The sequence below is a fragment of the Cohnella baijiui genome, assembly GCF_020731285.1.
Lineage (GTDB): Bacteria > Bacillota > Bacilli > Paenibacillales > Paenibacillaceae > Cohnella.
Map to the genome: position 1 here is coordinate 21,458 of NZ_JAJFOW010000048.1, position 25,373 is coordinate 46,830.

Annotated in this window: 22 protein-coding genes; 19 read left to right on the plus strand and 3 right to left on the minus strand. The window is 62.8% G+C overall.

Annotated features, from left to right (window positions below; translation table 11 throughout):
- Window positions 1–503: 503 nt before the first annotated feature.
- The 10 genes from LKX83_RS27975 (at window position 504) to yajC (ending at window position 10,874) form a co-directional block, all read left to right on the plus strand.
- Entirely contained in the window at window positions 504–2,639 is a 2,136-nt protein-coding gene (locus LKX83_RS27975) for a LysM peptidoglycan-binding domain-containing protein (protein ID WP_227886135.1), read from the plus strand.
- 62 nt (window positions 2,640–2,701) lie between these two features.
- Window positions 2,702–3,400, plus strand: a complete 699-nt coding sequence (locus LKX83_RS34515) for a BofC C-terminal domain-containing protein (protein WP_227886136.1) — start codon at window positions 2,702–2,704, stop codon at window positions 3,398–3,400.
- A gap of 201 nt (window positions 3,401–3,601) precedes the next feature.
- Complete coding sequence (ruvC, locus tag LKX83_RS27985; protein ID WP_227886137.1) at window positions 3,602–4,105, plus strand: crossover junction endodeoxyribonuclease RuvC; 504 nt, start codon at window positions 3,602–3,604, stop codon at window positions 4,103–4,105.
- On the plus strand, window positions 4,102–4,725 hold the full coding sequence (ruvA, locus tag LKX83_RS27990) for a Holliday junction branch migration protein RuvA (RefSeq protein WP_227886138.1): 624 nt from the start codon (window positions 4,102–4,104) through the stop codon (window positions 4,723–4,725). The genes ruvC and ruvA overlap by 4 nt, the downstream gene beginning before the upstream one ends.
- Window positions 4,726–4,756: 31 nt before the next feature.
- Window positions 4,757–5,761 carry a Holliday junction branch migration DNA helicase RuvB gene (gene ruvB, locus LKX83_RS27995; RefSeq protein ID WP_227886139.1) on the plus strand — a complete coding sequence of 335 codons (1,005 nt, stop codon included), beginning with the start codon at window positions 4,757–4,759 and terminating at the stop codon, window positions 5,759–5,761.
- Window positions 5,758–6,222, plus strand: coding sequence for a thiol-disulfide oxidoreductase DCC family protein (locus LKX83_RS28000; protein WP_227886140.1), 465 nt, complete (start codon window positions 5,758–5,760; stop codon window positions 6,220–6,222). The genes ruvB and LKX83_RS28000 overlap by 4 nt, the downstream gene beginning before the upstream one ends.
- Window positions 6,219–8,321, plus strand: a complete 2,103-nt coding sequence (locus tag LKX83_RS34175; RefSeq protein ID WP_304518356.1) for a SpoIID/LytB domain-containing protein — start codon at window positions 6,219–6,221, stop codon at window positions 8,319–8,321. Before LKX83_RS28000 ends, LKX83_RS34175 begins: the two co-directional genes overlap by 4 nt.
- Window positions 8,318–9,379, plus strand: coding sequence for a tRNA preQ1(34) S-adenosylmethionine ribosyltransferase-isomerase QueA (gene queA, locus LKX83_RS28010; protein WP_227886141.1), 1,062 nt, complete (start codon window positions 8,318–8,320; stop codon window positions 9,377–9,379). The genes LKX83_RS34175 and queA overlap by 4 nt, the downstream gene beginning before the upstream one ends.
- Before the next feature lie 22 nt (window positions 9,380–9,401).
- Entirely contained in the window at window positions 9,402–10,538 is a 1,137-nt protein-coding gene (tgt, locus tag LKX83_RS28015; RefSeq protein ID WP_227886142.1) for a tRNA guanosine(34) transglycosylase Tgt, read from the plus strand.
- A gap of 18 nt (window positions 10,539–10,556) precedes the next feature.
- Complete coding sequence (gene yajC / locus LKX83_RS28020) at window positions 10,557–10,874, plus strand: preprotein translocase subunit YajC (RefSeq protein WP_227886143.1); 318 nt, start codon at window positions 10,557–10,559, stop codon at window positions 10,872–10,874.
- A gap of 185 nt (window positions 10,875–11,059) precedes the next feature.
- Here the strand turns inward: yajC and LKX83_RS28025 are convergent, their stop codons facing one another.
- Together LKX83_RS28025 and LKX83_RS28030 are read right to left on the minus strand one after the other, a co-directional pair.
- The gene (locus tag LKX83_RS28025) at window positions 11,060–11,917 is read right to left on the minus strand and encodes a phosphatase PAP2 family protein (protein WP_227886144.1); all 858 of its coding nucleotides are present in this window, start codon (window positions 11,915–11,917) and stop codon (window positions 11,060–11,062) included.
- Between the two features lie 172 nt (window positions 11,918–12,089).
- A complete protein-coding gene (locus LKX83_RS28030; protein WP_227886145.1) occupies window positions 12,090–12,503 on the minus strand; it encodes a TIGR04086 family membrane protein in 414 nt (137 codons plus the stop codon).
- A gap of 180 nt (window positions 12,504–12,683) precedes the next feature.
- Here LKX83_RS28030 and LKX83_RS28035 point away from each other — a divergent pair, with 180 nt between their 5' ends.
- A complete protein-coding gene (locus tag LKX83_RS28035) occupies window positions 12,684–13,412 on the plus strand; it encodes a YetF domain-containing protein (RefSeq protein ID WP_227886146.1) in 729 nt (242 codons plus the stop codon).
- Here the strand turns inward: LKX83_RS28035 and spoVB are convergent, their stop codons facing one another.
- Window positions 13,413–14,984: a stage V sporulation protein B gene (spoVB, locus tag LKX83_RS28040; RefSeq protein ID WP_227886147.1), complete on the minus strand. Its 1,572-nt coding sequence runs from the start codon at window positions 14,982–14,984 to the stop codon at window positions 13,413–13,415. It lies immediately after the preceding gene.
- Window positions 14,985–15,174: 190 nt separating this feature from the next.
- Between spoVB and LKX83_RS28045 the strand changes: the two genes are divergently transcribed.
- The 8 genes from LKX83_RS28045 to LKX83_RS28080 all read left to right on the plus strand — a co-directional run bounded on the left by LKX83_RS28045 (window position 15,175) and on the right by LKX83_RS28080 (window position 25,154).
- Entirely contained in the window at window positions 15,175–15,447 is a 273-nt protein-coding gene (locus tag LKX83_RS28045; protein ID WP_227886148.1) for a post-transcriptional regulator, read from the plus strand.
- A 324-nt stretch (window positions 15,448–15,771) separates the two neighbouring features.
- Entirely contained in the window at window positions 15,772–17,034 is a 1,263-nt protein-coding gene (secD, locus tag LKX83_RS28050; RefSeq protein WP_227886149.1) for a protein translocase subunit SecD, read from the plus strand.
- Window positions 17,024–17,932, plus strand: a complete 909-nt coding sequence (secF, locus tag LKX83_RS28055) for a protein translocase subunit SecF (RefSeq protein ID WP_227886150.1) — start codon at window positions 17,024–17,026, stop codon at window positions 17,930–17,932. The genes secD and secF overlap by 11 nt, the downstream gene beginning before the upstream one ends.
- A 28-nt stretch (window positions 17,933–17,960) precedes the next feature.
- A complete protein-coding gene (locus LKX83_RS28060; protein ID WP_227886151.1) occupies window positions 17,961–18,896 on the plus strand; it encodes a cation diffusion facilitator family transporter in 936 nt (311 codons plus the stop codon).
- A gap of 174 nt (window positions 18,897–19,070) precedes the next feature.
- Window positions 19,071–21,497 (plus strand): single-stranded-DNA-specific exonuclease RecJ, encoded by a 2,427-nt coding sequence (gene recJ, locus LKX83_RS28065; RefSeq protein ID WP_227886152.1) that lies wholly within the window; start codon window positions 19,071–19,073, stop codon window positions 21,495–21,497.
- A gap of 71 nt (window positions 21,498–21,568) precedes the next feature.
- Window positions 21,569–22,081: an adenine phosphoribosyltransferase gene (locus LKX83_RS28070; RefSeq protein ID WP_227886153.1), complete on the plus strand. Its 513-nt coding sequence runs from the start codon at window positions 21,569–21,571 to the stop codon at window positions 22,079–22,081.
- A gap of 476 nt (window positions 22,082–22,557) precedes the next feature.
- Window positions 22,558–23,241, plus strand: coding sequence for a response regulator transcription factor (locus LKX83_RS28075; RefSeq protein ID WP_227886154.1), 684 nt, complete (start codon window positions 22,558–22,560; stop codon window positions 23,239–23,241).
- Window positions 23,238–25,154 carry an ATP-binding protein gene (locus LKX83_RS28080; protein WP_227886155.1) on the plus strand — a complete coding sequence of 639 codons (1,917 nt, stop codon included), beginning with the start codon at window positions 23,238–23,240 and terminating at the stop codon, window positions 25,152–25,154. Before LKX83_RS28075 ends, LKX83_RS28080 begins: the two co-directional genes overlap by 4 nt.
- Window positions 25,155–25,373 lie beyond the last annotated feature (219 nt).

Consider the following 25,373-nt stretch of genomic DNA (forward strand, 5'->3'; position numbering starts at 1 on the left):
TCCCCTTCGCTCAGGAAGTATCGTTAAATAGCCCCTAAATTCTGGGTGTGAGAATCATGCGGAATACCTCCAACAACAGGGATGCATCTGAGCAAAGGGGTTTTCGCCCAGAAGAAACCACTTTCTTCTGAGCGAGGGGGATATCGTACAAATGTCCAGAAAAGATCGATTTCCTGAGCGAAGGGGATATTGCGCAAAAGGCGAAAAACGCTCCATCTCCTGAGCGAAGGGGATATCGTCCTAAAGGACGAAAATACACTCGGTTCCCTAAACAACGGGATATCGTCTAAATTTAAGACGAAGCAGAAATTCGAGCGAAACCCGGTGACAGAGCTTTTTAAAAATCAGCGAATGCTCGGGCCGGATCATATTCCTGCCATGGGGTGCATTTGCCTAGCTTTTTTTGCGGCAGGGATGTCAAACGCCTAACTCCTGCATAGGATGTAGGGATTGCGCGAGGGCGATCGCCCGCACGTGAAGTCTAGCCATCAGGAGGGAACCGAGTGAAGATCCATATCGTGAAAAGCGGGGATACGCTGTATCTGCTGGCCAAAAAATACGGCGTTCCGCTGGAAGAGCTGATCGCGGCCAACCCGGAGATCGCGAATCCGAACGAAATCTCGACAGGGATGAAGATCAAGATTCCGATGCCGGCTAAACCGGCCTACGAAATCGAGCAACAGCACACGGTGCAGCAAGGTGATACGCTGTGGAAGCTGTCGAAAGCCTGGGGGATTCCGCTGGCGGACATGATCGCCGCGAACCCGCAGCTCAAAAATCCAAACGCGCTCCTGACCGGAGAGGTCGTCAACATTCCGAAGCTGCCGGCCACCTCCGCGGAGGCGGAAATGCCAGTCGCGGAAGCTATGTCGTCCGGGCATGACCCCCATGGACACCATGAAGGCCACCACGCCCATGGAGGTCATCATGCAGGCCACCTCGCAGGCCACGTTGGCGGCATTGCTTCGAAGGTGCATGATACCGTCACCGGTTGGCTGCCTACCGGAAAGCCTCACACCGGAGTCAAGCCGGGTACGAATGTCAAGCCGAGCACCGAAGTCAAGCCGAACATGGAAGTGAAACCGAACACGGAAGTGAAACCGATCACGGAAATGAAACCGATCACGGAAATGAAACCGAACACGGAAGTGAAGCCGAATACGGAAGTGAAACCGAGCACGGAGGTTAAACCGAGTACGGAAGTAAAGATGGAACTCGAGGTCGAAGTCGAGGTGGAGGCGCCTGCTGCGCCAATTCTGCCGAAGCCGTCATATCCGGTTAAACTCCCTGAGGCAACATACGGATACCCGTCGCACCATGGCTATCCGGCACAATCGGCTGAATACAGTCCAAGTGTGGATCTGTTCAAACAGTTTCCGGTACCGGCGGTAGAAGCTATGGCTCAGCCTGCTCCTTCATCCTACGGTTATGCGCCCGAAGCCGTCTCGCCAGCTACGACAAGCGGTTACGGTACGACGCAAGTGTCGCCAGCGGCAACGGGCGGTCATGGCTACGGCATGGGCCCGACGCAGGTATCGCCCACGATGACGAGCGGCTACGGCATGGGCCCAACGCAGGTATCGCCCGCGATGACGAGCGGCTACGGCATGAACCCGACGCAGGTATCGCCCGCGATGACGAGCGGCTACGGTATGAGCCCGACGGAAGTTTCGCCTGCGATGACGAGCGGCTACGGCATGAGCCCGACGCAGGTTTCGCCCGCTGCAACGTCAGGGTACCCGAATGTTTCTCCTGCGGAAATGTATACCGTCCACAGTGTACAACCGGGGATCGGCGGTCTACCGGGTCTCGGTCCGACGAATATCGGCCATCTTGGCGGTCTCGGTCCGACGAACATCGGCGGCCTGCCTGGTCACCTCGGTGGGCTAGGTCCAACGAATATCGGCGGCCTGCCGGGCCTCGGCCCGACGAATATCGGCGGCTTGCCTGGCCATCTTGGAGGACTCGGTCCAACAAATATCGGCGGTCTGCCGGGCCTCGGCCCGACGAACATCGGCGGCATCGGACCGCTTCCGATCCAACCGATCGCATGGCCGGCCGGAGAATGCCATCCTTGCGCAGGAACGCCGGTCTACCCGGCTGCAACGTCTCCCGCGGCAGTAGCGCCCGCAGCGGGAACTTACGGCACGGCAGTCTCTCCGGCTTCCGTCGGACCGGAAGGTTATCCGATGCCGTATGACATGGCCGTCTCGCCGACGGCGACCGGGGCGATGCCAAACGTGCAACCATACGGCATGGCCGTCTCGCCGGCGGCGACCGGGGCGATGCCAAACGTGCAACCATACGGCATGGCCGTTTCTCCGGCTGCGACAGGCGCCGTCCCGTACGCCTACCCGTACGGACATTACGGGTACGAAGCCGGACGCGTTGACGGAGCGAGCTACGGCTACTATGGCTACAATGGCGCGTACGATGGCGCAAGCTATTTAGCAGGCGGCTATCCGGAGGCGCAACAGACCGAGGAGCAGGAAGAGCAGGAGGAGCGGGCCGTCAGTTCGTCGAGCGTCGATAAGGCGTCCGCGTCCAAAAAAGCTTCGGTCGCCAAAGTGAAAGCCAAGCCGAAAGCACGGACATCCGTCCCGAAGCGCAAGGAAAGCCTTCCATGGATCAAATGGTAATCTGACGCATACCCGCCGTTCCCCCGGGCAACAATAGGAAAAAAGCAAAGAAGGGGATAACGGTGTTCGGGTTTCGCATCAAAGAACTGAAAAAACGATTGAAACGCCACCGCCGCCCGATTCTCACGCTTGGAACGTGGACGGCCGCCGTACTGACGGCGGCCGTCGCCCTCGCCCTCATCGTGAACCGTTCCGGCGCCGGACCCGCGGGACCTTCGCCGAGCGAAGGCAGTGCCGCGCCCGCCTGGTCGGACAACCTCTCGTTCGAATCTCCGTCGTCGGAACGGGGCAAGGCGATCGCCGCGCTGGCGGGGCAGCCGGGCGACGTCGAAGTCGTGCTGCATCGCGCTTTTTTATGCGGGGAAGAGACGCGAAAGCTGGGGAGATTTTCGACGAACGAAGCGATCGACCTGCTCAAGTCCCATCGGGAATGGTCCGCCTCTTTCGACGGGGCGGGACGGGTCGTCATGGAGGAAGCTGTCGACGATCTGTCTCCGATATGCCGGGAAACGGCGTTTATCGGCCTGGACCGAGACGGCAACCTGTCGCTGTTCGACGGACCGCCGCGAAAGGAGAAGGTGATCCGCACCTTTTTCCAGTTGGACGTCAAGTCGCTCGAGAGCAGCTTGTCCAAGGAGCGGATGCGCGAGCTGACGGAGGGCATCCGCGTCACGAACCGCGATTCTTACAATCACGTGCTCACCCGGTACGTCGAATACGCGAGGGATCGGGCGCAAGGGAGTTTGAAGCGGGCGGAATAGGTGCGACTCGCGCCGCATCGGACATGAAGAAGGAGACCCCGGGGCTACCCCTGGGCTCCTTCTTTTTTGCGTGTTGAGGGGCTGTCTTTCCCGAACTGCTAACCTCTAAATCCGGTGTTCGGTATTTGTTCTCATCCTCTCAATCATTTGGTATAATCAAGTAGGCTGTTTGAAATGACGACTAGAGAGCGGGGTTGCTTCATGCGCGTATTGGGTATCGACCCCGGCATCGCGATCATGGGATTCGGATTCGTGGACAAGATCGGGCATCGTCTCGTCCCCGTGCAATACGGGAGCATCCAGACCGCCGCCCACACGCCCCAGGAGCAGCGGCTGGTCCAGATCTACGAGGCGTCCTGCCAACTGCTGGATCAGTACCGACCGGAGCGGATCGCGGTGGAGAAGCTCTTCTTCAACAAAAATGTCACGAACGCGTTCAGCGTCGGACAAGCCCGCGGCGTGTTCTTACTGGCGGCGGCGCAGCGCGGCATTCCGGTCGGCGAATATACGCCGATGCAGGTGAAGCAGGCGGTCGTTGGCTACGGCGGCGCCGAGAAGAAGCAAGTGCAGGAGATGGTCAAGCGTCTCCTCAAGCTGTCGACGGTGCCGAAGCCGGACGACGTGGCCGACGCGCTGGCGGTGGCGATCTGCCATGCGCACTCCGTCGGATTGAACGAGAGAATGAACGGAGTGACGCGATCTTGATCGATTACTTAGTAGGGCGCGTAGCCCATATCGAAATGGAGTACGTCGTGCTGGACGTGCGGGATATCGGGTACCGGGTGTTCGTGCCGAATCCATATGCGCTCGCCCGGAGCGAAGAGCCGGTGCAATTGTTCATTCATCATCACGTCCGCGAGGACGCGATTCAGCTGTTCGGCTTTCCGACGCGGGACGAGCAGAGTCTGTTCCGCAAGCTGCTCGACGTGTCCGGCATCGGGCCCCGGGTCGCGCTGGGCGTCCTCGCGGGCGGGCGGCCGGAGACGGTCGCCGCGGCGATCCAGCAGGAAAATCTGACGTTCTTGACCAAGCTGCCCGGCATCGGGAAGAAGACCGCCCAACGGATGATTCTCGACCTGAAGGACAAGCTCGGGGTGTACGACGACCGGATGCATGGCATCGCCCTTGTAGCGCCGGCGAGCCAGCTCACGATGGGCGAGGAAGAGTCCTCGAACTGGGCGGCGGCGCGCGAAGCGCTTGCGGGTCTCGGCTATCGGGACGTCGAGCTGGACCGCGCCTGGGGGGCGATCCGCGATCAGGCGAAGCCCGACGCGTCGCCGGACGCGCTCATGAAGCTTGCGCTGCAGCAGTTGTTCCAAGGTTAACGATTGAGGAGCGGGAGAGGGGGCCGTACGGGTGGAAGACCGGATCGTGACCGCTCATTTGATGGTAGAGGACGGACCGGCTGAATTCAGCCTGCGTCCGCGATATTTGGCCGAATACATCGGCCAATCGCAAGTTAAAGAAAACATGAAAATCTATATCGAGGCGGCGAAGCTGCGCCAGGAGGCGCTCGACCACGTCCTGCTGTACGGCCCGCCGGGCCTCGGCAAGACGACGCTGTCCAACATCATCGCCAACGAACTCGGCGTCAATATCCGCACGACCAGCGGACCTGCGATTGAGCGGCCCGGGGATTTGGCGGCGATCCTGTCGAATCTGCAGGAGAACGACGTGCTGTTCATCGACGAGATCCACCGTTTACATCGCACCGTCGAGGAAGTGCTGTATCCCGCGATGGAGGACTTCGCGCTGGATTTCGTAATCGGCAAAGGGCCGAGCGCGAGGTCGATGCGGCTCGATCTGCCAAGGTTCACGCTGATCGGCGCGACGACACGCGCGGGATTGCTGTCGGCGCCGTTGCGCGACCGGTTCGGCGTCGTGAGCCGTCTCGAATTCTATACGGAGGACGAGCTAGCCTATATCGTCAGCCGGACGTCGGATCTGCTGAACGTCGGCATTCTGGGCGAGGCGTCGCGGGAGATCGCGCGGCGCGCCCGGGGGACGCCCCGGATCGCGAACCGGCTGCTCAAGCGGGTGCGGGACCACGCCCAAGTGCGCGGCGACGGCATCATCACCGAGCAGCTCGCCCGCGAGGCGCTCGAGCGCATCCAGGTCGACCCGATGGGACTCGACGCGATCGACCACAAAATGCTGCAGGCGATGATCCAAAGCTTTCGCGGCGGCCCGGTCGGCGTCGACACGATCGCAGCGTCGATCGGCGAGGAGAGCCAGACGATCGAAGACGTCTACGAGCCGTACCTAATGCAGATCGGCTTCCTTCAGCGGACGCCCCGCGGACGGATCGTGACCCATGCGGCTTACCGGCATCTGGGCCTGCCCGTGCCGGAGCCGTCATGAACTGGCGAGGGGACGACGCATTGCCCCGTCCCGCGCTGACCGTCGTCTACGACGGAGAATGCAATCTGTGTCTTGCCACCGTCGCCAAGCTGCAGACGCTGCGCACGCGGAGCGAGATACGCTACGCGACGCTGCAGTCGCTCGAAGAAGGATCGATTCCTTCCTGGCCCGCGATCGCGCATGTGCCCGCGGAGCGCCTGGCCGCCCAACTGCACGTAACGGACGAAGCAGGCCGGCTGTACGGCGGCTCGGAGGCCGTCATGCGGCTTCTGCAGGAGGTGCCTTCGCTGCGCTGGCTGGCCGTCTTGGGCGGCTTGCCCGGCATGAAGGGCGTCAGCCGGGCGCTGTACCGCCTCATCGCGAGGCATCGGTACCGGCTTTTCGGACGCACCCCTATCTGCGCGGACGGCGTATGCCGGCTGCCGGACACTAAACCGAACGACGGAGGGAAACCAACATGACCTTGTCTCAACGCCGCCGCACGCGGCTTACCGCCGCGATGCTCGCGGCGCTCGCTTTGACGTCGGCCAGCGTGCCTGCCTACGGGGCCGTCTCGGTGCCCCAGCAGATTCGAGTGGCGCTCTTCCTGGATCTGGGGTCGAAGTATCAGTCGACGACGCCGTCAGCGACCCTCGTGTCGACCGACGGCATTTCGCTCTCCTGGCAAGCAGGCGGCGCTTTCGCGACGATCGCGGCAGGCGCTTCGGTCCGGTTCGCGGTTGACGGCTATCGCGTCGTCGTGCTGGAAACGGCGGATCCGACCGCCGCGGCGAACGCGCTGAAAAAGATCCAGGCCTCCTCCAAGGCCGGCGCCGTGACCAAGCTGATCAAGCGGGGCGCGGCCGTTTATCAGGTATCCGAAGGCGGCTTCGCGACGGCCGCGCTCGCCAAGTCCGCGCTCTCCAAATGGACGAACGCCGGCGTCGCGGGCGGATCGTCGCTCACGCCCGCTTTTGTCGGCGGGCCGTTGGCCGTCGAAGCCGGCCCCTATAGCAGCTTGGCCGAAGCGGCCGCTGCAGCCGAGCAGATCGGCAATGCCGGGCTGGACGCCTTCCCGGCGGTGAAGCCCGCTGCCGGCGGCGCCTCCTACGTCGTCCGCGTCGGTCAAGCCTCGGACGCGGGCGAGCAGGATCGCGTCCTGCAGGCCGCGTCGGCTGCCGGCTTCGCAGTTGCAAAGCCGGCTTCGAACGATCCGTACGCGGTCGTCCGCAACGACGTGACGGCCAACCCGGCCGGCGCGGCCGTCCCGCTCTACGGGCTTCCCGCGGGCTCGACCGCCGCGCTGCTCGCCGGCCCGGCCGGCGACGCGCCCATCCAGGTCGTCGAGCGCAGCAAGCGAAGCTACCGCGGCAATCTGGAGATGAGCGTGCTGAACAACAACCTGGCCGTTGTGAACGTTGTCGGCCTCGAGCAGTATTTGTACGCCGTCGTCGGCGCCGAAATTCCGTCGAGCTGGCCCGCCGAGGCGCAAAAGGCGCAAGCCGTCGCCGCACGTTCCTACGCGCTGTCGATGGGCAACCAGTATCAGGTAGCCCAGGTCGTGGACTCTACATACAGTCAGGCGTACAACGGCACGACCTCGGAAAATCCGAGCGCCATCGCGGGCGTCCAAGCGACGGCCGGCGAAGTTATGACGTCCGGCGGCAAAATCATCAACGCCGTGTTCTCGTCGAACGCGGGCGGCATCACGGCCGATCCGGTCGAGATCTGGGGCAATACGACGCCCTATCTCGCCGGCGTCGTCAAGAGTCCCGACGAAGGGCCGCAGCAGGGCAAGCCGGACTGGTTCCGGATCGCGCTGAGCACGGGCGAGATTGGCTATATCCGGAGCGACATGGCCGCCGATCAAGGGCAGAAAAACGACGCCGGCCTGCCGGTGGTCCGGGTGACGGCGAACGACGTGGCGGTGCGGAAAATCCCGCTCGTTCAGAACGACGTAACCCCGCTTGCGCGGTTGAACGCCGGTGCGACCGCCGTCCTGCTGGACAAAGTGCCCGAATATACGAACTACAGCTGGGTTGAGGGTCCATACACAGGAGATCAGTTGCTGACCAATCTCAATAACAAGCTGGGCGCGAGCAACAAGATTCAAGGACCGCTGCAGACGCTGGAAGTATCCGAGAAGGGCGCGTCCGGCCGGGCGATCAAGCTGTCGGCCAACGGCAAGCCCGTCGCGATTACGGGCGACAATCTGCGCAGCGCGCTGGGCGGCGTCAAGAGCACGCTGTTCGAAATCGAGGAGACGGGCCGCTTCACTGTCATGGGAGCGGACGGCGCCAAGCGCGAGCTGCCCGTTCAGTCCGGCCCGCTTCAGGTGCTTGGCGGCGACGGCGCCACGCGTTCGTTCGACAGCGGCAGCGCGATCGTACTGAGCGGCGGCGGCAAAATCCGCGCCATTACGGCGCAGGCGCAATTCGTCATCAGCGGCCAAGGCAACGGTCACGGCCTCGGCTTGTCGCAATGGGGGGCCAAAGGTCTGGCCGACCAAGGGTATGACTATCAATCGATTCTGAAATACTATTATAAGGATATTGCGCTGGAGAAGGATGGCAACGGATGAACGTAAGCGATTATGACTTTGAATTGCCCGAGCGCCTGATCGCGCAGACGCCGCTAAAGGACCGAACGTCTTCCCGACTGCTTGTCCTGCACCGCGACACCGGCGCGGTCGAGCATCGGTCCTTTCGGGACTTGAAGGACTATCTTCGCCCGGGCGACACGCTCGTCCTGAACGATACGAAGGTGATCCCCGCGCGCCTGTTCGGCACCAAGGCGGATACGGGCGCCAAGGTCGAGCTATTGCTGCTCAAAAATATCGAAGGCGACCTATGGGAGGCACTCGTACGTCCCGGCAAGAAGATCCGCAAAGGCGCGATCCTGCATTTTGGCGGCGCGGATCTCGATTCGGAACAAAAAGTGAAACCGATTCTCACCGCCGTCGTAGAAGAAGAAGGCGAGATGGGCGCCAGACTCATCCGTTTTGCCTATGAAGGCATCTTTAACGAATTGCTGGATCGGCTCGGCGAGATGCCGCTGCCTCCTTATATAAAGGAAAGACTGGACGACCGCGACCGTTATCAGACGGTTTACGCCCGTCACGAAGGCTCCGCCGCGGCGCCGACGGCCGGTCTCCATTTTACGGACGACTTCCTGGCCGAGCTCGAGGCATGGGGCGTCCGGATCTGCCGGGTGACGCTGCACGTCGGCCTCGGCACCTTCCGCCCGGTGGCGGTCGAGAACGTCCTGGAACATCGGATGCACGAGGAATGGTACTCCGTCAGTCCGGAGAGCGCGGCCCTGCTGAATCGGGCTCGGGCCGAAGGCGGACGCGTCGTCGCGGTAGGCACGACCTCGGCCCGCACGTTGGAGACGGTCGGAGGACGGTTCGGCGAAAGGCCGATCGAACCGTGCAGCGGATGGACGGATATTTTCATTTATCCGGGCTATGAATTCCGCCTCGTAAACGCCCTGCTGACGAACTTTCATTTGCCGAAGTCGACGCTCGTGATGCTCGTCAGCGCCCTCGCCGGCCGCGAAGCAATTCTCTCGGCCTACCGTGAGGCCGTCGCCGAGCAATACCGCTTTTTCAGCTTCGGCGACGCGATGTTCATCACCTAGAGAAGGGACCGATTTTCGTACCATGTCCGCCATTCGCTACGAATTGATCAAGACCTGCGCTCAGACGGGCGCCCGTCTGGGCCGCGTGCACACGCCCCACGGCGTCATCGATACGCCGACGTTTATGCCCGTCGGGACGCAGGCGACCGTTAAGGGCATCAGCCCCGAAGAGCTCAAGGCGTTGAACGCGCAAATCATCCTGAGCAACACGTACCACCTGTTTCTCCGGCCCGGCCACGAGCTTGTGCGGGCGGCGGGCGGCTTGCACAAGATGATGAACTGGGACCGCCCGATCCTGACGGACAGCGGCGGCTTCCAAGTGTTCTCCTTGGCGGAGATGCGCAAAATTACGGAGGAGGGCGTGGCGTTCCGCTCTCACTTGAACGGCGACAAGCTGTTCCTCTCGCCGGAAGTGGCGACGAACGTCCAAAACGCCCTCGGCTCGGATATTATGATGGCGTTCGACGAATGTCCGCCCTATCCGGCCGAATACGAATACGTCAAGCAGTCGACCGAACGGACGAGCCGCTGGGCGGAGCGATGCCTGAAGGCGCATGCCCGGCCTCACGACCAAGGGCTGTTCGCGATCGTCCAGGGCGGCATGCACAAAGACCTTCGCGCGCAAAGCGCGGCGGATTTGACTTCCCTGGATTTTCCGGGGTATGCTATTGGGGGTTTGAGCGTAGGCGAATCCAAGGACATCATGTACGAGGTGCTGGAGCATACGGTTCCGCTGCTCCCGAGCAACAAGCCCCGTTACCTGATGGGGGTCGGATCGCCGGACGCGCTCGTCGAAGGCAGCATCCGCGGCGTCGATATGTTCGATTGCGTCCTGCCGACGCGGATCGCCCGCAACGGCACGACGATGACGAGCCAAGGCCGGCTCGTCGTCAAAAACGCCAAGTTCGCGGAGGACTTCGGTCCGATCGATCCCGAGTGCGATTGCTACGCCTGCCGGCATTATTCCCGTGCCTACATCCGCCACCTGATCCGGGCCGACGAGATGTTCGGCCTGCGGCTGACGACGATTCACAACTTGCATTTCCTCGTCCATCTGATGGCCGAAGTCAGACAAGCCATCCGCGAAGACCGCTTGGGCGACTTCCGGGATGAGTTCTTCGAGAAATACGGCATGGCCCATAACGAAAGCGGATTCTGACGAAAGGGGGGATATACGATGCTTTATTTGGCTGACAACGCAGGCGGAAGCAGCTTGCTGATGACGCTTTTGCCGTTCGTGCTCATGTTCGTCATCTTCTACTTCCTGCTGATTCGCCCGCAACAGAAAAAATCGAAAGATCGCAACTCCATGCTGCGCGCGCTGAAAAAGGGCGACAAGGTGACGACGATCGGCGGTCTCCACGGCTCGATCGATCAAATCACCGACGATACCATCGTTTTGAAAGTGAACGACGTCACGAAGCTGACGTTCGAACGTTCGGCGATCAACAACGTCACGGCGCGTTCCCAGGAGAAATCCGAAGGAGAAGCTTGATTGACGCTGTTCCGATCCAAGCAAATGGCTGCCTGTTTCCCGAGAGGGAGACGAGCAGCCATTTTGTGTCATACAGAATGGATAAGTTTTACCCCTATCTACTTCTGTATGACCTCCGAAAAAACGAGTCGCCATCGGGGAAGACGGCAAAGCCGTTTTCACTTGCAATTCCGTCTACGGCGCGTTCAAGACCCGGTATATCGGGAGGAGGCCAGCTTGCCCCGCAGGCTCCGGCCTTCCTCGGGACGATCCGCGCGTGCCGCCCAACCCCCGACTGCCCAGCCTGTCGCCGAAGCGACTGCCGCGAGCGCGATCCCGGCCAGCATATCGGTCGCCCAATGGATGCCGAGGTAAAAAATCGAGAACAGGATCGCTCCGGCGTGAAGCCAAGCGAGCAGCGCCCATTTTCGCCGGCCGGACCTTAGCGCGATGAGCGCCGTCGTGACGGAAATGGCGGTATGCAGGCTCGGGAAACAATTGTCGAGGCCGGACAGACGCCGGTACTGGGACTCGAACTCGGGATAAACGTCGAGCATCAGAAAACGAATCTGAGGCGCGACATGCCAAGCCTCGTTTACCGGAAGAAGCAAAAAAAACGGCATCGCGATCAAGTAGTCGAGCAGCAAAGCCGTGCAAAACGCGTAATACAGCCGCTTGTTCCGTTCGCTCGCATACAACGTAATGGAGGTGATCACGAATGCTTGAAAAATCACGAGGTACAATAGCGCGCAAGTCCAAGTAAGCGCGGGCGACGCCAATCGCCGCTGCAGCCGCCCCTGCCACGCGCCTTCCCAGTCCGTCAACGCGGCAGTGAGGTCCTTCGGTTCGGGAAACAGCGCCTCCAGCCGAAGCTCGTATTTGTTCGCGAGCAAAATCGTCAGCAGTGCCGCGAAAAAGAGCAGCGCCCTCGGCGATACGGCGAGCAGGCGCAGCCAGATGCCGACCGCTTCGAGCGGCCCCCGTCCGCCGACCCAGCGGATCAGCAAAGCGGCGGCGACAGCGGTGAGCGCCGAGATCGTCGCCATGGAATGGATGGCCCACATTGGATAGTCCCCCTGCTTTGTGGTTGTCTAGTTGCCAATATGCCCCAAAAGGAAGGGAGCTAGTATCCCGCCGTGCTAAAAAGACGGTCCTCGGAACGCCTGCGCTCCCGGACCGCCCTTGATTTGCCGTTTTGCCAAAATGACCGCTGCCCGTCTAGCGGCCGCCAATCGTTTACCGTTTGCCCCCGGACGATCCGGCGCTCCCCGTATTTACGCCGAGCATGCCGCCGAATGCGCCGGCGAAAAGCGCGACGATCGCGAGCAGCGGAATGCGGGAGGACCAGTCGATGTTCTGGGACAGGAAACCGGTGAGGATGACCAGAACGACATAGAGCAGCCCGGTCATGGCGCCGATGTACCACCCGCGTTTGCCGGACCGCCGCGCCGAGGTGAAGCCGCCGGCGAGCGACGCCGCGCCGTGCGTTCCGTACACCCAAGGCAGGATGTTGGATTCGGACAGCGAGGAGCTGTAGAGCAGCAAGGATAATAGCAAAGTCCCCGCCCCCAGCCAGATGATCGACCAGACGATGCCGGACAGCAAGGGGGAGGTGATGCGGAAGCCTGAGACGCGGGGAATCGGATTCATCGGCATGCACTCCTTCGCGAATACGCATTTTGTACCATTGTATGGGCTTGTTCGGGCGGGTAGTACAAGGCGCTTTGCCATTTTTTCCGGCGCGCGCCCGAATTGCATGAGCGCGGCGGGCAGCGGTGACACTACAAGCGCATGCAGACTTTCCCGAGAATGACTGAGGAGGAAATTCGCGTGGAACTGACGGCGGTTTTGTCGCGCACGACGCTGATGTATTTCTTCGTGTTCTTCGTCCTGCGACTGATGGGCAAACGCGAGATCGGCAAGCTGTCCGTCTTTGACATGGTCATCTCGATCATGCTCGCCGAAATCGCCGTGCTCTCGATCGAGAGCACGGACCGGTCGCTCTGGATCACGATCGCGCCGATGGTGATGCTCGTCCTCATTCAACTCGCGATCTCCTACTTTACCTTGAAAAGCCGCAAGCTGCGCATGTGGTTCGACGGATCGCCCAGCGTCATCATCAGCGGCGGCCATCTGAACTGGGAGGAAATGAAGCGCCAGCGTTACAGTCTGGACGACCTGATGATGCAGCTTCGGGAGAACAAGGTGGACAATGTGAACCAAGTCGAGTTGGCCGTCCTCGAATCGAGCGGCAAGCTGTCCGTTCTGCCCCGGGCGGCGGTGCCCGAACGGGAGGATTTGCGCGACCGACGGCGGGATCCGGCAGGCGCCGCCGACGAACCGCAGCACGGGTTGCAGCAGCCTCGTTTCCGCTACGAGGTGCTGCCCCTGCCGCTCATCCTCGACGGCGAAGTGCAGGAGGACAATTTGGCGAAAAGCGGCCGCAATCTGTTTTGGCTGAAGCAGGAGCTGCGGGAGCGGGGGATCAAGGACGTGGGACAGGTGTTTTTCTGCAGCCTCGATCACCGGGGCCGGCTCTATGTCGACCGGAAGCGGTAATTACCGGAACAGCCGGCCCAGGATCGGCACGCGGGCCACGTCATGCCGGTCGATCAGCTTCATCGCGACGAGGAGCACTAGATAGACGACGATAGAGATGGCGGACGCGGCCGACAGATCCCAGACGCGGCCGGGCAGCAAATTGCGGTTCCACACCCACAGCGCGACGGCGCCCATCACGGTCATCGCGGCGCCGACTTTAAGAAAGTCGCTCGGGAGCAGCCGAAAGCCCGTCAATCGCGCGACGCTGATCCAATGCAGCAGCGTGACGAGCGCCATATTGACGGAGATGGCGATGACGGCGCCCTTGATGCCGAGTTCGGGGCGCGAAGCCAGCTGGATGATAAGCACGAGCTTTACCATCGCGCCGACGAACGTATTGAACAGCGCCGTGCCCGGCCGGTTCAGCGCTTGCAACGCGGCCTGGAGCGGCGATTGCATATAAAGGAAGACGGCGACGGGCGCCAGCCAGCCCAGCATGCTGCCGACCGAGGCGTCTCCGTACAGGATGGCGCAGAGCGGATCGGCGAACAGCGTCATGAGCGCGACGAACGGCGCGCCGGTGACGACCGCGAGCCGCATGGATTGGTGCAGACGCTTTTGGATGGCGGCCCAATCGTTTACGGCGGCGGCTTCGGAGAGCGAAGGAACGAGCGACGTCGCCAAGGAGAACGTCAGTGTCCCCGGCAAGAGAATGAGCGGGATCGCCATCCCTTGCAGCGCGCCGTACTGGGTCGTCGCGGCCGCCGCCGTCAGGCCGGCGAGCACGAGGCTGCGCGTCGTCAGGATCGATTCCAGCAGATAGGAGAGCGAGCCGATCATCCGGCTTCCCGTCACCGGCAGCGCCAGGCCGATCAGGCTGCGCGACAGCTTCCGTGTCGCAGCGGCTTCGACCGCGGGCAATTGCCCGTCTCGAGGCGTCTCGTCAGGCCGGGCCCGCTCTCGCCGGACCTGCACCCACAGGACGAGCAGGCCCGCCAGTTCTCCCGCGCCCGTGCCCAACATGGCGCCAGCCGCGGCGGCTTCGATTCCGAACGGCAGCAGCAGATAGGCGAGCAGGAGCGTCAGGACGATGCGCACGATCGTTTCGACCGTCTGCGAGATTGCGGGCGGGATCATGTTTTGCTTGCCTTGAAAGTACCCCCGCCAAACGGAGGACGCGGCCACGAGCGGCATCACCGGGATGATGGCCAAAAAGGCCGTGTGCACCCGCGGATCGGTCATGATGCGGGACGAAATCCAGTCGGCCAGCGCAAGACAGACCGCGGCGGCGATCAATCCGAGGCTCAGCGCGATCGACATCGCGATGCGAAGCACCTTGCGCGATTCGCCGTTGCGACCGCGGGAGTCCGCTTCGGCGACCATCTTGGCGACGGCAAGCGGGAGGCCGCCGGTGATGACGGTGAGCATGACGATGAGAAAAGGAAAGACGAGCTGGATGAGGCCGACGCCTTCGGCACCGATCAGCCGGGGCAGGGCGATGCGGGGAACGAAGCCGAGCAGGCGGTTGACAAGCCCCGCGGCCAACAGGATCATGGCGCCCTGGATGAAGGTTTGCTTGCGAACGGACATGGTCATCCCTCTTTTTCGGGTACTGGCTTTATTTCACAGCTTATGCGGGGTTTGTCCGAACTCATGACAAGCCCTGCGATTTCGCTTCGCGCGTGCAGGAATATCGGACCGGGGCGGAGAAGTCATACAGTCCGATGAGCGATTGAACGCCGAAGGCGCAGCCAAGGCGTCGGGGAGAGGAGGAGCTGCCGTGACGGAATCGGAGGAAGAGCTGAAAGCGGGCGGGGGACCCGAGTTGAACAGCACGCTCGCGCAGCTGTGCGAGAGCAAAGCGGAGGAGTTCCGGCTGCTCGGGTACGATCAGGTGAGCGGACCGGATGTCTGGGAATGCGTCAGCGACAAATACCACAAGAGCGGCACCCCTCCGCTGCACGCGGTCGTGAACGACATCCTGTCCCTGAAGGTGACGCAGTACATGAACTTCATCACTCTGAGCATGTACCGCGGGGAAAAGCGGCGCTAAGCCGCTTGCGGAGCCGAAGCGGTGCGGGCTCGGAGCAAAGATCGGCCGTCTTGCGAGAGTCGAGGACTTGCGGGACGGTCTTTTTCGTCGTGGAACGGAGGTGCCGCCGAAAGGGACGAAGGCGACCCGGCAGCGGGCAACCGCCCGCCGATATACGTCCAAGGAAGGCGTCCGGCGACGGGAAAAGACGCGTCGGGAAACGGGGAAGAGCCGCGCTGCATGGGCGTTTTCGGGGCGTTCCCGGCTTTTTCGACAAATTGACTTCCATTTAAGCGCGTAGGTATAATAGGAACATTGAGAATCGAAAGGGGTCGGCAACACAACATGAACCGTATGCTCGCTTTCGTGCTCGTGGTACTCGTCTCGTTCGGGGTTATCGCATGGACAAGCCCCGGATTGCTGCACGATACCAAGCTCGGGCTCGATTTGAAAGGCGGCTTCGAGATTTTGTACGAAGCTTCTCCGTTGACGGGAGAAGGCCAAGTTACCAAGGATTCGCTGAACAAAACGGCGGAGAGCATCGAGAAGCGCATTAACAGCACGGGGATCGCAGAGCCCGAGGTCACGACCGAAGGCAAAAACCGGATCCGCGTCAAGATCGCGGGCGTCGCGAACGAGGAAGAAGTTCGCACGATGCTGAAGAAGCCGGCCAGTTTGACTTTCCGCAGCGCGGATGGCTGCAAGTCCGAGACCGACTACTGCAAAATCGAGCTGAACGGGGACGAATTCGTCGAAGGCGCGGCCAAGGTCGAATACAACAACCTGCGCGAGCCGCTCGTCGCGATCAAGGTCAAGGACAAGAAGAAATTCGAAGAGATTTCCTCGCGCTTGTCCGGCTCGGTGCCGAAGCAGCGCCTCGCCATCTACCTGGACGAAGACCTGTTGTCCGATCCCGTCGTCCAGTCGACCTTCATGGACGGCACGGCCGTCATTTCGGGCCAACCGACGCCCGCCGACGCCAAGGCGCTCGCCGATACGATCAATCTCGGCGCCCTGCCGCTGAAGCTGACCGAGAAATATACGCAAAGCGTCGGCGCGACGCTCGGGCAGAAGTCGCTCGAAGAGACGCTGCTCGCCGGCGGCATCGCTTCGGCCATGATTCTGCTCTTCATGTTCTTCTTCTACCGGCTGCCCGGCCTGGTGGCCAACATCTGTCTGATCGTGTTCGTCTGGCTGCTGCTCGCCGTCATGTGGCTGATGGGCGCGACGCTGACGCTGCCCGGCATCGCGGCTTTCGTGCTCGGGATCGGGATCGCCGTCGACTCGAACATCATCACCGCCGAACGGATCAAGGACGAGATTCGTTCCGGCAAGAGCATTCCTTCTTCGCTTCGCGCGGGGAACAAGAACAGCTTCCGCACGATCATCGACGCCCACATCACGAACCTCATCGCCGGCGCCGTGCTGTACTTCATCGGCCAAGGCTCCGTCAAGGGCTTCGCCGTCGTCCTGTTGGCGAGCATCATCATCAACATCCTGACCAACATCTTCCTGCCGCGTTTCTTCATGCATCTGATCGTCAAGAGCGGCAAGTTCAACAAACTATCCTATTATGGCGTAAAGGAGAGTGAGATCCGTGCGCTATAAGTTCCACGACTTCGACTTCATGAAGTGGAGCAAGCCGCTCATGGCGATCTCGATCGTCCTCGTGCTGCTGGGCGTTCTCTCGCTCTCCATTTTCGGGCTCAACTACGGAATCGACTTCCAGTCGGGCACTTCGGTCGACATCAGCGTCACGAAGCCGGTGGACGACGCGAAGGTCAAGCAGTTCCTCGCGGACGAAAATCTCGGCGACCATACGACGACCGTCGCCGCCGAGCGCATCTCCGTCCGCTTCAAGCACGCGCTGACCGAAGCGGACCAGGCGAAGCTGGAGACGGACTTCAAAAAGCAGTTCGACGACAAAGCGTCGTTCGAGAAAAACATCGTCGACGTCGACATCGCCAAGGAGCAGCAGGTCAACGCCCTTCGCGGCATCCTGATCGCGAGCCTCGGGATCATCATCTACATCGCGATCCGCTTCGAATGGCGGTACGCCATCGCTTCGGTTCTCGCGCTGCTCTATGACGCCTTCATCGTCATCACGCTGTTCTCGATTTTCCGGCTGGAGGTCAACCTGCCGTTTATCGTGGCGGTCCTGACCATCATCGGCTACTCGATCAACGACACCGTCGTCATCTTCGACCGGATCCGCGAGAATATGCGCTTCGCGAAAGTCAAATCCGAAGCGGATCTCGCCAAAGTCGTCAACGACAGCATTCTCCAGACGCTGACCCGGTCCATCAATACCGTTCTGACGGTCGCTTTCGCCGCCCTGTGCTTGTACATTTTCGGCAGCGAATCGATCAAGATGTTCTCTCTTGCCATGATCTTCGGTTTGATCAGCGGCGCGTATTCTTCGATCTTCATCGCGAGCCCGCTGTGGTTCTGGATGAAGCGCAGAGCGAAGCCGAACAAGCCGGTCAAGGCGCAAACCGCTCCTTGATCCGGCTACGTTAAGAGGAGGCTAGGCCATGACGGAATATCGGACCGTTCACGTCGAGCACGGCGTCAAAGTATCCCTCTGGGGACTGCTCGGGCTGTCGGTCTGCAAAGCCGCGGCGGGCTGGCTAACCGGAAGTAAAGCGCTGATGGCGGATGCTTGCCATTCCGCCGCGGATTTCGCAGGCGCGACGACCGCTTACATGCGGCTGCGGCGTGCCGGAAGGCCAGCATATGCGCAGGACGACCGCCAGTCGTCCGAAGCGGTGATCGCCGTCGTCATGTCGGCGCTCCTGCTGCTGGCCGGTCTGGAAATCGGGCTTTCGTCCTTGCGTTCGATCGCGTCCGGCGAGGACAAGGCCCCGGGCTGGGGCGCCGTCGTCGTCATCGCCGCGGGCATGGGCGTCCGGGAAGGGCTCGTTCGCTACAAGCGCCATCACGACGCCAAGCTCGGCATCCGGACGGAGACGGCGCGCGGGGATCGCGCCGACGTCTTCGCCTCGCTGACGGCACTCGTCGGCGCGACGGGCGCGATGACGGGCGACCTGCTCCATATGCCGGTCCTATATGTGCTCGACCCGGCCGCCGGCCTCGTCGTCGGCGTCTTCGTCCTCCGGATGGGCTTTCGCCAGGCGTCGTCGGCCATCCGCGCCGTCGAGCGCCGCGGCGCCGACGAGGTCGACGTCCAGTCGCTGCTCGAGGCGATTCAACGGGTGGACGGCGTCGTCGCCGTCGACGAGCTGAGGGCGCGGGAGCAAGGACACTACGTCTTCGTGGAAGTCGTCATTCGGGTCAACCCCCGCATCTCCGTCTTCGAAGGCCACGATGTCGCGCTCCGCGTGCGGCGCCAGCTGACCAAGCGGTTCCTGCACGTGACGGATGCGAGCATTCGCGTGGAGCCTTACGATCCCGGCTACCCCTACAAGTCCAACCATCACGAAGAAGAGCTCCCGACGCTTCTCCAATAGACGAGCCGACTCCGCCGCACTCCGGCGGAGTCCTCGTCTTTCGGGCGTGCGATAGGTGAGCGCCCGCTCCGCCGTCGGGCGGAGTTGCTGTTTGATTGGGCTTGGAGGAGTTTGCGCGGAACCATCGTGCCCGGAGAAGCGAAAAGCCGCAGCAATCGACGAGGAGGAAAGGAATTGAGACAGAAATACCGATGGACGATCTCGGATCCGGACGAAGGCGCGGCGGCGGAGCTGGCGGCCGCGCTTGACGTGCCGCCGCTGGTCGGTCGGCTGCTCGCCGCGCGGGGCTGGACCGACCCGGCCGAGGCGCGGCGTTTTCTGGAAGCGGGTCCGCAGCAGTTTCACGACCCGTTCGGGATGAAAGGGATGCGCGAAGCGGTCGCCCGGATCCGGCAGGCGCTGGACGCGGGCGAGTATATCCGCGTCTACGGCGATTACGACGCGGACGGCGTCACCTCGACGGCGCTCATGACGAGGCTGCTGCGCAGGCTGGGCGCGCGGTTCGATACGTACATTCCGCATCGCAGCCGCGAGGGCTACGGCCTGAACGCCGGCGCGATCGATCTGGCGGCGGAGGCGGGCGTGAAGCTGCTGATCACGGTCGACAACGGCATCAGCGCCGTCGAGCAAATTGCCTACGCCCGCGAGCTTGGCATCGACGTCGTCGTAACCGACCACCACGAGGCCCCGCCCGTGCTGCCGGACGCCGCGGTCGCGCTCGTCAATCCGAAGCAGCCGGACTGTACATATCCGTTCAAGGGTTTGTCCGGCGCGGGCGTCGCCTTCAAGCTGGCGCACGCTTTGATCGGTGAGCCGGACCTCTCCTTATCCGACCTTGCGGCCATCGGCATTGTCGCGGATCTCATGCCGCTGACGGATGAAAACCGCGCGATCGTCAAGCTCGGGCTCGCCGAGATGAACCGGCGTCCTTCGCCCGGCATCCGGGCGCTCGCGGCAATTTGCGGCGCGGAGCCGGGCCGGCTGTCCAGCGGCCGGATCGCGTTCGGGCTCGCCCCGCGGCTCAATGCCGGTGGGCGTCTGGCCGAAGCGGACGGCGCGGTGCGGCTGCTCGTCGCGGAAGACGACGAGGAGGCCGAACGGCTCGCGCTTGCGCTGGACCAACTGAATCGGGAGCGCCAGCAGCTCGTGGACGAGACGGTAGTCGAGGCGGAGGCGGCCTGGCAGCGGCGAATCGCCGAGAACGGCGGCGTGCCGCTGCCGGTCATCGTGCTGGCGGGAGACGGGTGGAACGCGGGGATCGCGGGTCTCGTCGCCTCGAAGCTGGTGGAGCGCCACTATCGGCCGACGGTCGTGCTCGCGCACGATCCGGAGACCGGCAAGTGCAAAGGGTCGGCCCGTTCGATCGACGGCTTCGATCTGTATGCGGCGCTGCGCGAATGCGCGGACGAGATGGAGCACTTCGGCGGGCACCAGGCGGCCGCGGGCATGACGATCCGCAGGGACAAGGTCGAAGCGCTCGAGGCGAAGCTGGGCGCGCTGGCGGCGGCTTGGCTGACGGCCGAAGACTGGACGCCGAAAAAGAAGGCGGACCTGCGCTGCCAGGCGGCGGAGCTGACGCTCGAGGCCGCGGAACAGTTGAGCGCCCTCGAGCCTTACGGCAACGGCAATCCGACGCCGCGGCTCGTCCTGCGCGAGGCGTCGGTCGCCGACGCGAAGGCGATGGGCAAGGAGGGCAAGCATCTGCGCGCCCTGCTCGCCCAAGGCGGCCGAAGGCTGGAGGCGGTCGGCTTCGGCTTCGGCGAAGAAGCGGCGAGGCTGATCGGCAGCGGTGCGGTCGACGTGCTGGGCGAGCTCGCGATCAACGAGTGGAACGGCAGCCGCCGCGTGCAGTTCATGCTGCAGGATTGGCGTCCCGCCGCGCTGCCCGTGCTCGATCGCCGGCAGGAGCGGGATTGGACGAAGGCGCTGCGTTTGCTAGCCGACGCGCCCGGGCCGCTGCTCGTTCTGGGCGCGTCGACGCAGGCGTTGGCGCGGCTGGAGTCGGCCGCGATCGCGCTCCATGGCGCCGCGCTTTACGTCGACGGATCGCGGCTGGCCGCCGGTCGGGTGCCGGCGGACGGAGCACCGGACGAGTCGCCCTATGCCAGGCGGCATGCGGGCGGGGTCCGGCTCGCGCTCGTCGGTTTGCCGGATGGCGCCGACGCGCTCGACGGGCTCGCCTGCGCAATGCGGGATTGCGGGCCGCTCGAAGAAATCCATCTGTTCGCCGACGATAGCCGGGATGCGTCCGGGGACGGTGCGGATTTCGTATTTCCGACCCGGGAGCAATTCGGCCAGGTGTACGCGCTGTTCCGCCGCCAGGCGGAATGGATCGACGCGCCGGACGGCTTTTTGCGGCAGGTCGCGGATCGGACCGGCTGGCCGCTCGCCGCCGTGCGTCTGATGCAGGAGATATTCGACGAGCTCGGCTTTATCAGGCGGCACCGGGCTTCGGTGCAGGTCGTCGCGAATCCGCCGCGCCGGGCGCTCGACGAATCCGAGCGCTACCGCAAGGCGCAGCGGCGCGCGGAAGCGGCCGCGCTCGCGGGCATGAGCTTTTCGAAGCTGCAGGCCTGGCTGCGCCAGCTGGCAAATGCTTAAGCGTGGCGTGACGACGGCAACAAGTGTATAATGCAATTCGTACAGTCCATTGGAGGAGAGGATCTCACCGCATGAATTTCAAAGATTATATCCGCGTCATTCCCGATTTCCCGCAGCCGGGCATCCGGTTCAAGGATATCACGACGCTTCTCAATAACGGCAAGGTATACCAAGCCGCGATCGACGCGCTGAAGGAGCAGGTCCAAGGCTGGGACATCGACGTCGTCGCAGGCCCCGAGGCGCGCGGCTTCGTCATCGGCGCTCCGCTGGCGCTGGCGCTCGGCGTGGGCTTCGTGCCGATCCGCAAGTCGGGCAAGCTCCCCGGCGAAACGGTCGAAGTCGGCTACGATCTGGAGTACGGCAAGGACAAGCTCGCGGTACACAAAGACGCGATCTTGCCCGGACAAAAGGTGCTCATTGCAGACGACTTGCTCGCGACAGGCGGCACGATCGCAACGACGATCAATCTGATCCAGCAGTTGGGCGGCGAGATCGCGGGCGCGGCGTTCCTGATCGAGCTCAGCTACCTGAACGGACGCGAAAAGCTGGGCGGCGTAGACGTCGTCTCCCTGATGACTTATTGATCTCCTCTGGCGATGCCTGCCGGATTCCCAAGCGGGAATCCGGCTTTTTGGTTTTGGTTCGTTCCTTGCGCGGTAGGGCGACGAGGCTTCAGCCGATTTTCAGCTTCGTTTCAGGCACGTTTCAGCCTCGGGAAGGATAATAGAGCGATCAAGGGCGATAGACGCGATGCTGGGGAAAGGCGGCGCTCCGGGGCCATGTCGTGGAACGAAGGGACATGCACGTGGGTCGAGTGGCATAGAGGAGAAGGGCTTGATAGCCGCGGACCAAGGGCCATAGAGAGGAACGAATGGACAAGGGCGCGGTCCAAGGCTATAGAAGGGGAACAAACGGACAAGGACGCAGAACGAGGGCCATGAAGGAGAAGGGCTGGATATAGCCGCGAACCAAGAGCCATAGGGAGGATCGATGGGCAAAGACCCGGAGGCCATGGACGCCACCTGGGAGCAATAGATGCGCAGAAGGAGCGAACGAACCGATGAACCCGATCAAAGGCGTCCGTATTCTCGTCGTGGACGACGAGCCGAATATTTTGCAGTTTCTGGAGCTCGGGCTGTTGAATGAAGGCTTCGAGGTGAAGACGGCGCCGGACGGGATGGCGGCATTGACGCTCCTCCCGCTGTTTCGCACGCATGTGGCCATCCTCGACGTCATGATGCCGGGGATGGACGGCTTCGAGGTGTGCCGGACGCTCAAAAAGTCCGAAAACGTCGCGGTCATCATGCTGACGGCCAAGGATGAGGTGGACGACCGGGTCAAAGGCTTGATGCTCGGAGCCGACGACTATATGGTGAAGCCGTTCAGCTTCGAGGAGCTGCTCGCGCGCATCCACGCGCGGATCCGCAACCAGTTCCCGATGCTCGTCGGGGAGGCGTCGTTCGGTCCGTTCCGGATCGAAGACCGGCGCAAGGAAATCCAGTACTACAGCCGCATACTGGAGCTTTCGCCGACCGAGTACGAGCTGCTGAAGTTCCTCGTCGTCAACCACGGGATCGTCACGAGCAAGGCGCTCATTCTCGAGAAAGTATGGGGCTATGACTTCGGCGGGGACGAGAACATCGTTGAAGTGTACATCCGTTCGCTCCGGGAGAAGCTCGGAGACCGCGAGCATCGGCTGATCCGCACGCTGCGCGGTTCCGGATACCGGGTCGATCTGCCATGAAGCGGCTAAGACACGCCCCGGGCGAGCCGCGCACGCCGCCGGCCGGCGCATCGCTGCGAGGGTCCCTTCGGCTGCAGCTGCTGTCCCGCTCCCTCCTCGTGCTCGCCGTTCTGCTCGTGTTCATCGGCTTGTTTCAATATGTGCTCATGCGCAAGTTCACCTACGAAAACAAAGCCTCCGCGCTGCAAGGTCAGCTGTTGTCGCTGCCTCCGGAGGTGTGGCGGGACAAAGGCTTTCGCCCGCCACGTGGCGCGGTCGCCAGCGCTATCGCCGAAGGTTCGCTCAGCGCGGGCTGGTGGCTCCAGAGCGCGCAGGGAGAGGCCCGCATCCGCGATGGCGCCGCAGACGGAACCGGAAAGCCGGGGGCGGATGCGGAGCGGATCGCCACCGGCAACAACGCCGACCAGGCGGGGCAAGGCGACCAGGCAGGGCAAGGCGGGCGGACGACGGATGGCGGTGTTGCGGCGCCCGAAGGCGATTCGAGGGACGCCGCTGCCGGCAGTCCGTCCGCCGGCAGCCTGGCGAGCCCCGGCCGGGTAGCTCCGGAGAGCAATCCAGCGGGCGCCGCTGACCAGGGAGCGAGTCCAGCAACCGAACTGCCGGCGGGCGAAACGCCTTCGGGGCCGGGAGGCCAATCGCCGTGGGCCGTCCGAGCCGCGCGATCGCTGTTCATCCCCGATACGGCGGTCGCGATCATTTCGTCGGACCTCGCTTTTACCGCCATATCGGAATGGGTGGGAGGCATCGCACCTCCCCGGCTGACGAACGCGCAATACGAGGAAGCGATGAAGCAGGCCGCCGTCCAGAGCCGCAAAAGCGACGAAACGGCTTATTACATCGCCAAAGACGAGACGGGCCGCGAGCAGTTGGTCGTGCTCCGGCCGCTGGGCGCCGCCGGCCGTGCGCAAGGGCTCGTGCAGATCAGCACGGGGACGGCGGCGCTGAAGGAAACGCTGAACAAGCAGCTGTTGCTGTTTGTCAGCTTGGCGGTACTCGCGGTGGCCGCCGGCCTCATCACGCTGCGCGCCGTCTTGCGTCGCACGCTGTCGCCGCTCTCCGATCTGGTCGACCGGGTGGAGCGGATTGACGCGGGCAATCTGGACGAACGCTTTCCGGCGACGCCGATTCCGACCGAGATCGGGCGCCTGTCGGCCTCACTTGGCGGGATGCTGGACCGGTTGAACGCTTCGTTCGAGGCGGAAAAGGAAGCGAAGGAGCACATGCGTCAATTCGTCGCGGACGCCTCGCACGAGCTGCGGACGCCGCTCACCTCGATCCATGGTTTTCTGGAGGTGCTGCTCCGCGGCGCATCCAGCCGTCCGGAGCAGCTGGAGAAGGCGCTGCGAAGCATGTACGGGGAGTCGGAGCGGTTGAAGAAGCTGGTCGAGGATCTGCTCGCGCTGGCGAAGCTCGATCGCTCGGAAAGCCTGCGAGACCAGGAGGGCGATCTCGGTGAAACGTTAAGGGAGATGGAGCCGCAACTTCGGATGCTGGCCGGGAGCCGGGATGTCCGGCTGCGCCTGGCATCCGGCCTCATTTGCCGGTACGACGCCGACAAGATGAAGCAGGTCGTCCTGAATCTGTTCCACAACGCCGTGCAGCATACCGATCCCCAAACGGGGGAGATCGGGCTGTCGCTGCAGCGGTTCGGCGGCGGCGTCCGGATCGAGGTCCGCGACAACGGGACCGGGATCGATCCCGCCCATTTGCCGCACGTGTTCGACCGCTTCTACCGCAGCGACTCTTCCCGGACGCGCAAATACGGCGGATCCGGGCTCGGGCTCTCCATCTCCCGGGCGATCGTGGAGGCGCACGGAGGCACGATTGAGGCGCGGAGCGAGCCGGGCCGCGAGACCGTGTTTGCGATATGGCTGCCGCCAGACCGGCAGGAGCGGGACTTGCCCGCCCTCTAAGCCCGTCTGAAGTCGAAGAGACTTCAGACGGGCTTTTTTTTGTTGGCTTGGGAAGCGGTTGGCTGGCAGATGTGCGGAAAAACCGAATAACTCTGGCGCAGGGGGCGGAATGGCGGGGAGTTGTGCGGAAAAACCGAATAACTCCTGCGCAGGAGACGGGACGGCGCAGAAATTTTGCAAAGAACATGACACGGATAACGGCGTGGGAAATTTTACAAA